The sequence below is a fragment of the Caldisericia bacterium genome, assembly GCA_021158845.1.
Taxonomy (GTDB): Bacteria; Caldisericota; Caldisericia; order B22-G15; family B22-G15; genus B22-G15.
Genome location: JAGGSY010000095.1, coordinates 1 through 8,393, shown reverse-complemented (window position 1 = coordinate 8,393; position 8,393 = coordinate 1). Strand labels below are relative to the sequence as shown.

11 protein-coding genes are annotated in these 8,393 nt (G+C 35.8%); 10 read left to right on the top strand and 1 reads right to left on the bottom strand.

The window, feature by feature from the left end:
* Nucleotides 1-56: 56 nt before the first annotated feature.
* On the top strand, nucleotides 57-920 hold the full coding sequence (locus J7J33_03790) for a 4Fe-4S binding protein (protein MCD6168411.1): 864 nt from the start codon (nucleotides 57-59) through the stop codon (nucleotides 918-920).
* A 12-nt stretch (nucleotides 921-932) separates the two neighbouring features.
* Here the strand turns inward: J7J33_03790 and J7J33_03785 are convergent, their stop codons facing one another.
* On the bottom strand, nucleotides 933-2,261 hold the full coding sequence (locus J7J33_03785; GenBank protein MCD6168410.1) for a glutamine synthetase beta-grasp domain-containing protein: 1,329 nt from the start codon (nucleotides 2,259-2,261) through the stop codon (nucleotides 933-935).
* An 88-nt stretch (nucleotides 2,262-2,349) separates the two neighbouring features.
* Here J7J33_03785 and J7J33_03780 point away from each other — a divergent pair, with 88 nt between their 5' ends.
* From J7J33_03780 to J7J33_03740, 9 genes are all read left to right on the top strand, one after another.
* Nucleotides 2,350-3,195, top strand: a complete 846-nt coding sequence (locus tag J7J33_03780) for an EamA family transporter (protein MCD6168409.1) — start codon at nucleotides 2,350-2,352, stop codon at nucleotides 3,193-3,195.
* Between the two features lie 24 nt (nucleotides 3,196-3,219).
* Nucleotides 3,220-3,681, top strand: a complete 462-nt coding sequence (argR, locus tag J7J33_03775) for an arginine repressor (protein ID MCD6168408.1) — start codon at nucleotides 3,220-3,222, stop codon at nucleotides 3,679-3,681.
* Nucleotides 3,678-4,673, top strand: coding sequence for an N-acetyl-gamma-glutamyl-phosphate reductase (locus J7J33_03770; GenBank protein MCD6168407.1), 996 nt, complete (start codon nucleotides 3,678-3,680; stop codon nucleotides 4,671-4,673). The genes argR and J7J33_03770 overlap by 4 nt, the downstream gene beginning before the upstream one ends.
* Nucleotides 4,670-5,437: an acetylglutamate kinase gene (gene argB / locus J7J33_03765; GenBank protein ID MCD6168406.1), complete on the top strand. Its 768-nt coding sequence runs from the start codon at nucleotides 4,670-4,672 to the stop codon at nucleotides 5,435-5,437. The genes J7J33_03770 and argB overlap by 4 nt, the downstream gene beginning before the upstream one ends.
* Nucleotides 5,424-6,596, top strand: a complete 1,173-nt coding sequence (argJ, locus tag J7J33_03760) for a bifunctional glutamate N-acetyltransferase/amino-acid acetyltransferase ArgJ (protein ID MCD6168405.1) — start codon at nucleotides 5,424-5,426, stop codon at nucleotides 6,594-6,596. The genes argB and argJ overlap by 14 nt, the downstream gene beginning before the upstream one ends.
* A 10-nt stretch (nucleotides 6,597-6,606) precedes the next feature.
* The gene (locus J7J33_03755) at nucleotides 6,607-7,785 is read left to right on the top strand and encodes an aspartate aminotransferase family protein (GenBank protein ID MCD6168404.1); all 1,179 of its coding nucleotides are present in this window, start codon (nucleotides 6,607-6,609) and stop codon (nucleotides 7,783-7,785) included.
* The gene (locus tag J7J33_03750) at nucleotides 7,779-7,892 is read left to right on the top strand and encodes an argininosuccinate synthase (protein ID MCD6168403.1); all 114 of its coding nucleotides are present in this window, start codon (nucleotides 7,779-7,781) and stop codon (nucleotides 7,890-7,892) included. Before J7J33_03755 ends, J7J33_03750 begins: the two co-directional genes overlap by 7 nt.
* A gap of 59 nt (nucleotides 7,893-7,951) precedes the next feature.
* On the top strand, nucleotides 7,952-8,134 hold the full coding sequence (locus J7J33_03745) for a hypothetical protein (GenBank protein MCD6168402.1): 183 nt from the start codon (nucleotides 7,952-7,954) through the stop codon (nucleotides 8,132-8,134).
* 47 nt (nucleotides 8,135-8,181) lie between these two features.
* Nucleotides 8,182-8,393, top strand: a 212-nt coding sequence (locus tag J7J33_03740) for an AAA family ATPase (protein MCD6168401.1), incomplete at its 3' end; no start/stop codon positions are given.

Here is an 8,393-nt window from a genome sequence, read left to right as displayed (position 1 = left end):
ATCATTGGGTTAATGAACAAGGAGTGGTTTGAGGTCTTAAAGAATGCTGTTCTTATATGTTTCTCATGCATTGGAATAGACTAAAGAAACATTTTACAATTTTCACCTTAAAGGGGAAGATACTCGTGCAGACACTCTTTGCCATCTTTTACAATCTTCCATTCCTTTCAACGTATTTAAAGAAAGTACCTATGCCAGTTCTTTACTGTTATTCCTGCCCCCTTGCAACAGGAGCATGTCCTATAGGAACAATTCAGCATCTCCTTATCGTTGGCATGATACCATTTTACACAATAGGAATTATCTCCCTTATTTTTATCTTCTTTGGAAGGTACACTTGTGGATATATGTGCCCTTTTGGTTTTTATCAGGATTTACTCTTTAAGATAAAGACAAAAAAGATAAAGCCAAAGATTCCATATTTAGTTTATTCTAAGTATGTGTTGATAGGAGTTATTGTTATTGGATCCATTGTCTCTCATGAAACCCTGTTCTGTAAAATTTGTCCAGCAGGAACACTAACTGCAGGAATCCCACAGCTTATAATAAAACCTACCTTAAGAGCTCTTGCAGGTACACTCTTTTATTCAAAATTATTAATTTTAATACTTTTAACCATCTGGTCTATCTTTGAAGAAAGACCCTTCTGTCATTATTTCTGTCCTCTTGGTGCTTTTATAGGATTCTTTAACAAGGTTTCATACTTTCAGATAAAACTTGAGAAAGATAAATGTATAAAGTGTGATTTGTGTAAGAAGGCATGTCCCTTTGATATAAAGGTCTATGAAGATTTAACTAATCTTAACTGTATTAGGTGTGGTAAGTGCATAGAAGCATGTCCTACAGGTGCTTTATCCTGGGGAGTAACCTCCAAAATCCCCCCTGTGGTTATAAATCTTAAAAAGGAAGATAGTGATTAGCCAAATATTCTTCTAATATATACAGAGGTATCTTTTTAGTTCCCAGTCTGTTACATGAATTCTAAAGTCTTCCCACTCTTTCTTCTTTGCATCCACGAGTTTCTCTACAATGTGCTCTCCAATGGTTTCTACAAGGACTGAATCCTTTAAGAATTCCTCCATTGCTTCCATTAGATTTCCCGGTAGAGTTTTTATTCCCATCTTTCTCCTATCTTCATCCGCTAAATCATATATATCTATATTTATTGGTTCTTTTGGATCAATTTTGTTCCTTATTCCATCAACTCCAGCAGCGAGCATTAAGGCAAAAGCAAGATATGGATTACATGATGGATCAGGAGAGCGAAACTCCACTCTTGTTGCCCTTCCTCTTGCTGCAGGAACCCTTATTAAAGCAGATCTATTTCTTAGAGCCCATGATATATAGACAGGTGCCTCATATCCAGGAACAAGTCTTTTATAGGAATTGACAAGTGGATTTGCAATAAAGGATATACCCCTTGCATGTTTCAGGATACCCCCGATGAAATATAAAGCTTCATCTGAAAGTTCAAATTTTCCATTTTTATCATAGAATATATTTTCTCCCTTTTCGTTGAATAAAGAGAGATTGGTATGCATACCTGAACCATTAATTCCCCTTACAGGTTTAGGCATAAATGTTGCATGAAGATTGTATTTGAGGGCAATTGTTTTTGTTACAAGTTTAAAAGTTATCACATTATCTGCCGTTCTTAAGGCATCAGTATATCTAAAATCTATCTCGTGTTGTCCCTCTGCTCCCTCATGGTGTGCTGCCTCAACCTCAAAACCCATACGCTGAAGGGTTGTTACAATTTCCTCTCTCACCTTCTCTCCAAGGTCTCTTGGAAGTAAATCAAAGTAGTTTCCGCTGTCATGTGTAATTGTTGTTGGGTTTCCATCTTCGTCTCTCTTAAAGAGGAAAAATTCTGCCTCAGGTCCTGCATTCATTGTATAACCAAATTCCTTTTTAACCTTCTCCATCTCTCTTTTTAAGATGTATCTTGGATCGCCAAGAAAGGGAGTTCCATCTGGTTTCTTCACATCACATATTATTCTTGCCACAGGACTTCCAGCAGTTGTCCATGGAAGCACAGAAAAGGTGTTTGTATCTGGAACAAGGAGCATGTCAGATTCGTCAATTCTTACAAAACCTTCAATGGATGAACCATCAAAAAGAGCTCCGTTATCAAGTGCATTTTCAATTTCAGAGACAGGTATCTCAACATTCTTTGGTATTCCCATTATATCTACAAACTGCAATCTTATGAACTTAATTCCTTCTTTTTCAATCTCTTTGAGGATTTCTTCCTTCGTCATTCTCCTACCTCCGTTTTTCACTTATTTTACCAGTAAAAATTAGTTAGTCAACAAAATTATGTATAATTATTTAATGAAAAGGAATTGGATGCGTTTCATACTTATATTTATAGCGGTTATATCTGTTTCCTTTGCAGCAATATTTATAAGACTTTCATCAGCTCCAGCTTTAACCATAGCTACGTTCAGACTTGGAATAAGCTCTCTCCTTGTTCTTCCATTCTTTTTACTGTATTCAGAGAAAAAATACCAAAGAGAGGACATAAAGTTATTTATACTTACCGGTTTCTTTCTTTCGCTTCACTTTTTTAGCTGGATTACATCACTAAAATATACATCCATAATGAATTCAACGGTGCTTGTAACTACAAATCCACTTTTTGTTGCCATCTTTTCATACATTCTTTTCAAAAAAAGAACGGATAAAAAAACGATGATTGCAATTTTTATATCAATTCTTGGTTCATTTCTTATGTCATACAGCGGAAATCTCACTTCAGGTAAGACCTTTGGCAATATACTTGCATTGCTCGGAGCAGTTTTTGCTTCGCTCTATCTTATATCTTCCTCTGTTTTGAGAAAAAGATACAAACTACTTGATCTTATCTTCCCTGTTTATACTATAAGTTTCCTATTTCTGCTTCTCTTCTCGCTCTTCTTAAAAGTTCCCTTTTTTGGGTTTCCTTTAAGGGAATATACACTCTTTTTTCTCCTCGCCCTTATTCCTCAGATAATAGGTCATTCCATATTCAACTGGTCACTAAAGTTCTTCTCCCCTACATTTGTAGCAATAACAATTCTCGGTGAACCTATAGGATCTACAATTCTGGGGATTATCTTTTTCAGAGAGATCCCCTCTTTTCTGGATGTAGCAGGGGGTATTCTCATTATTTCAGGAATACTTATTTCAGAAAAAGGACTTGACAAATCATAAAATTTGTATAATTATTCAAATAAGATGAATAATTATACTAAAGAAGAAAGATTAAAACTCATTGAAGAGTTTTTAAAGAGAAGAGAGATTAAAAGGCAGGAGGAACTGGTTTCTCTTTTAAAGAGACGTGGATTTAAAGTTACTCAAGCTACCGTTGCGAGGGACTTAAAGGAACTTGGCGCTGTTAAGGTGAAGAAGGGTGGAAGATGTTTTTATAAAATACCAGATGAGGATTCAGAGAAACTTTTAACAAAGCTCAAGGTATCCTTTAATAATTTTGTAAAAGATATCAAACACACAGATAATCTTATTCTTATAAAAACAACCCCTGGAAGTGCCACAGGAATTGCAAGGCTTATTGACGAATATGATATTAAAGGACTTCTTGGAACAATAGCAGGTGATGATACTATCCTTGCAGTTTCAGAGAGGAGTAAGGTTAATAAGGTTTTGAAGGTTCTTAAAGAATTAAGGGGTGAAAAATGAAGGTAGGAATCTTTGGTGGAAGTGGTTTTGTTGGTCAGGAGCTTATAAGGATACTCACCTCTCATAAGGAAGTTGAAATAGCTTTTGTTACTTCAAACGAGTTTAACGGTAATATTGTATCCAGTGTTTTTCCAAATCTTTCCCTTAACGTTAAATTCATCTCCCATGAGGAAGGGAAGGAAAAAAAGGTGGATTTTTGTTTCTTAGCACTTCCACATACAAAATCATCACCATTTGCATACCACCTGTATAAGAGGGGAATTAAATTCATTGATTTATCCGGTGATTCAAGATTCAGGGATAAGAGAGTGTTTGAGGAATGGTATAAAGTTGAACATAAGTTTCCAGCATACTTAAAGGAAACAGTTTATGGTCTGCCAGAAATCTTCAGAGAAGAGATAAGGAATGCGAAAGTTGTTGGGAATCCCGGTTGCTATCCAACCTCTGTTATTTTACCTCTCTATCCTCTTATTAAAAACAATGTGATAGAGGGTGAGATAATAGTTGACTCCAAATCTGGAGTGAGTGGTGCAGGTAAGAAACCAAAAGAAACCACACATTTTGTCAATGTTTATGGAAACTACAAGGTGTATTCTCTTGGAAGAAAGCATAGACATGTAGGAGAGATGGAGTATATCCTTGGTAGTAAAGTTTATTTTACCGCTTCTCTTCTTCCAATAAAGAGGGGAATCTTATCAACCATCTATTTCAAATTAAAGAGAAGGGGAGAGATTTATAATATTTTAAATGAGTTTTATAAGAATGAAAGATTTGTTAGGATTTATCCAAAGGGGGTAATTCCAGAGATAAAAGATGTTGTCTATACAAATAGGTGTGATATAGGAGTTGTTGAGGAAGAAGATTTGGGTATCGTTGTCTCTGTAATAGATAATCTTGTTAAGGGAGCAGCAGGTCAGGCAGTTCAAAATATGAATATAATGTCTGGTTTCAGAGAAGATGAGGGTCTAACTGAAAGAGGTGTATCTCTGTGAGGATAGTAGTAAAGATTACAGGAAAATTTATCGAAGGAGAAAACCTCCCCCTTTTAGTTGAGAAAACAAAAGATGAACTTGATAGAAAAAATGAGGTCATTGTTGTTCATGGTGGAGGGAAGGAGATAACAAAAGAGTTTAGTTTGAGGGGGATAAAATCAAAATTCATAGAAGGTTTAAGGGTTACTGATAAAGAGGATATCCAATCGATAGAAATGATACTCTCTGGAAAGGTAAATAAGAGAATTGTATCTAATTTTCTTTCAAAGGGAGTTCCAGCTGTTGGAGTATCAGGAAAAGATGGAGGGATGGTTGTTGCAATAAGAAAGAATCCTGAGCTTGGTTATGTTGGAGATATCGTTAGTATAAATGTAAAATTGATTGATCTTTTATTAAAAAATGGTTTTGTGCCAATTATATCACCTATAAGTTATGGTATTCATGGAGAAACTTTAAACATAAATGCAGATACCTTTGCCTCACATGTTTCTGTAGCGACCAACTCCCAAAGACTTGTTTTTATTACTGATGTGATGGGGATTCTTAGGAAGGATGGAGCAATTATAAAAAGCATAACGACCAAAGAGGCTAAGAAACTTATAGATGAGGAGGTAGTTGCTAACGGTATGATTCCAAAGGTGAAAGGCGGAATTTATGCTGCAGGGAACGGTGTTAAGGAGGTTATCATAGGCACTTTTGGAGATGAAGCAGGTTTTAATATAGAAGGAACAATTATAAGGAGAGAGGATGATGAAGAAAGTTAGAGGATTTTTGTTTTCAGGTGTTCATGCTGGTCTTAAGAAGAAAAGAAAGGATGTAGGTTTAATTTATAGCTTGAATGAAGCTTTAAGTTTTGCTGTTTTTACAAAGAATAAGTTTAAAGGTGCACACATTCCTGTTTCAAAAGAGCACCTTAAATCTGGAACATCAAGAGCAATCATTGTTAATAGTGCCAACGCCAATACATTGAATGGAGAAAAAGGGATTAAGGATGCCATTAGAATGACAGAGATCACAGCCAATCTTCTTGGACTAAAAAGGGAGGATGTTCTTGTTGCATCCACTGGTTTAATTGGGGTTCCTCTTCCAATGAAGAAAATAGAGAAGGGAATCAAGCTTGCAGTTAACTCTTTAGCTAAGAATGGAATCTCTGATTTTGAGGAAGCCATAATGACAACTGATAAGGTGAAGAAAGAGGCATCAACCTATTTTAGATACAAGGGAAATGAGATAAGGATACTTGGTATGGCGAAGGGTTCAGGAATGATAGAACCTAATATGGCTACGATGCTTGCATTTATAGTGACAGATGCAAAGATTGAGCTTGGTGCTTTAAAAAGAACACTGAGGTTTTGCGTAGGTAAAACCTTTAATAGGATAAGTGTTGATGGATGTATGAGCACAAACGATTCTGTCTTCATAATGGCAAATGGAAGATCAGGTAGTCCCAAGATAGACAGGGGTAAAAGTTTTTACATGTTTAGAGATGCCCTTCTTGAGATTTGTAGAGACCTTAGCTTCCAAATAGTTAAAGATGGAGAAGGCGCTACAAAGGTTATAAGAATTATCGTAAGAAATGCAGATAGTGAATCATTTGGAAAGGATGTTGCAAGAAGAGTGGCAAACTCAAATCTTGTAAAGACTGCCATATATGGTGAGGACCCAAATTTTGGAAGAATTATTGCAGCCATTGGAACATTAAGTGATAGAGTAAGAGAGGATATAGATGTGTCTGTTGGAGAAGAGGTTGTTATTAAAGATGGCAGGATTATTAGGTTTGATAGAAAGAAAGCAAAGGAAAAATTAAAAAAAGATACAGTGGAAATCATTATAGACCTAAAAGAGGGGAATAAAGAGGTTGAATTTTTAACCTCTGATTTAACAGAGGATTATGTTGTAATAAACTCAAGATACACAACTTAAGAGGTGAATTATGGATGTAAGGGAAATCACAGAGAAGTATCATTTGAATGTTTATAAAAGATTTAATCTAATATTGAAGGGAGGGAAAGGCGTAAAACTCTTTGATGATAAAGGAAAAGAGTATATAGATTTCCTTTCAGGAATTGGTGTTAACGCTCTTGGCTACAACCATGAGGTGGTTATTTCAGCTTTAAAAGAGGGAATAGGAAAACTTCTCCATGTATCAAATTTATTTTACACAGAGGAACTCGCCCTTCTCTCCAAGAGGTTGATAGAAGCAAGTGGCTTTTCAAAAGTTTTCTTCACAAATAGTGGAACAGAGGCTAATGAACTTGCCATAAAGATGGTAAGAAGGTATGGCTCATCCAAGGGAAGGTTTGAAATTATTGCCTTAAAAAATAGCTTTCATGGAAGAAGTATGGGCTCTCTTTCAATTACAGGGAGAGAGAAGTATCACAGAGGGTTTAAACCTCTTTTAAATGGTGTGAAGTTCGTTCCGTTGAACGATAAAGATGCCTTTGTTAAGGCTTTCACACCTGAAACTGCAGGAGTTTTTCTGGAGACCATTCAGGGTGAGGGGGGAATGAGAGTTATTGACAGAGAGTATATCTCCTTTGTAAGGGAATTTACACAGGATAAAGATGTCTTGCTTGTTGTTGATGAAGTTCAAACAGGTATGGGAAGAACAGGAAAGTTCCTAAGTTTCATGAATTTTGATGTAAAACCAGACATCACAACAATGGCAAAGGCTCTTGGAGGAGGACTTCCAATGGGTGCTGTTCTCACAACAGAAAAGGTTGCGGAAGTTATGGATTATGGTTCCCATGGATGCACCTTTGGAGGAAATCCATTCATTGCAAGGGTTTCCCTTTCAGTCCTAAATTTCATTCTTAAAGATGGTTTCCTTGACGAAGTGATTGTTAAAGGGGAGTATTTGAAAAAAAGATTGAGTGAAGAGATAGGAAGCCTTCCTTTTGTAAAGGGAATTGGAGGAATGGGACTTATGGTTGGAATATACATTGATGGGTTTAAACCGAGAGATATTGCAGAGAAGATTTTAGATAGAGGAGTTATAGTTGGAACATCAGGAGAGGACACAATAAGACTTCTTCCTCCCTTAATAATCAATAAAGGAGAGATTGACGAAGGAGTTAAGATTATATCAAGTGTTTTAAAGGAGTTATCATGAACAAAAAGGTTGTTCTTGCATACAGTGGGGGGCTTGACACCTCTATTATACTTCACTGGCTCACAAATAAAGGATATGAAGTTGTAGCAAAAGAATATACTGGATAAAGAATCCAGATGTTTTTGAAATTGCAAGAAGTAAGTTCTCAAAGATTCTCTCTCTTGAGATGAGGGCTAATAGTGTAATTTCAAAGGTTGTAAAAAAACTTGAAGTCAACAGAAAAAGAGCAAAAGAACTTTTAACCCATGAACTCTTTGCCACAGAAGAAGTTTACAAACTTGTAAAGAAAGGAATCCCATTCAGAGAAGCGTACATGATTGTTAAGGAAAGATACACAAATCATCCTTGACGCAAGGATAAATTTCCAATATAATGTCCTTGTAAGAAGGATAAAGTATGAATAAGGAGTTATTGAAAGAGGTAATTGTCTCCAACGAAAATTATATTAAATCCATTGATCTTATTGTAGAAAGGGAATGTGTTAAATTACCTTCCTCTCTAAGAAAGGTTGTTATCTTTTATGGTGTGAGAAGAAGTGGAAAGACTTTCATCCTTTTTGATTTGTATAAAAAACACAAGGATAATGCAGTCTATATAGATTTTGAGGA

Coding starts and splice junctions, on each gene's coding strand:
- J7J33_03790 (MCD6168411.1), top strand. CDS start 57: ATGTTTCTCATGCATTGGAATAGACTAAAGAAACATTTTACAATTTTC.
- J7J33_03785 (MCD6168410.1), bottom strand. CDS start 2,261: ATGACGAAGGAAGAAATCCTCAAAGAGATTGAAAAAGAAGGAATTAAG.
- J7J33_03780 (MCD6168409.1), top strand. CDS start 2,350: ATGCGTTTCATACTTATATTTATAGCGGTTATATCTGTTTCCTTTGCA.
- argR (MCD6168408.1), top strand. CDS start 3,220: ATGAATAATTATACTAAAGAAGAAAGATTAAAACTCATTGAAGAGTTT.
- J7J33_03770 (MCD6168407.1), top strand. CDS start 3,678: ATGAAGGTAGGAATCTTTGGTGGAAGTGGTTTTGTTGGTCAGGAGCTT.
- argJ (MCD6168405.1), top strand. CDS start 5,424: ATGAAGAAAGTTAGAGGATTTTTGTTTTCAGGTGTTCATGCTGGTCTT.
- J7J33_03755 (MCD6168404.1), top strand. CDS start 6,607: ATGGATGTAAGGGAAATCACAGAGAAGTATCATTTGAATGTTTATAAA.
- J7J33_03745 (MCD6168402.1), top strand. CDS start 7,952: ATGAGGGCTAATAGTGTAATTTCAAAGGTTGTAAAAAAACTTGAAGTC.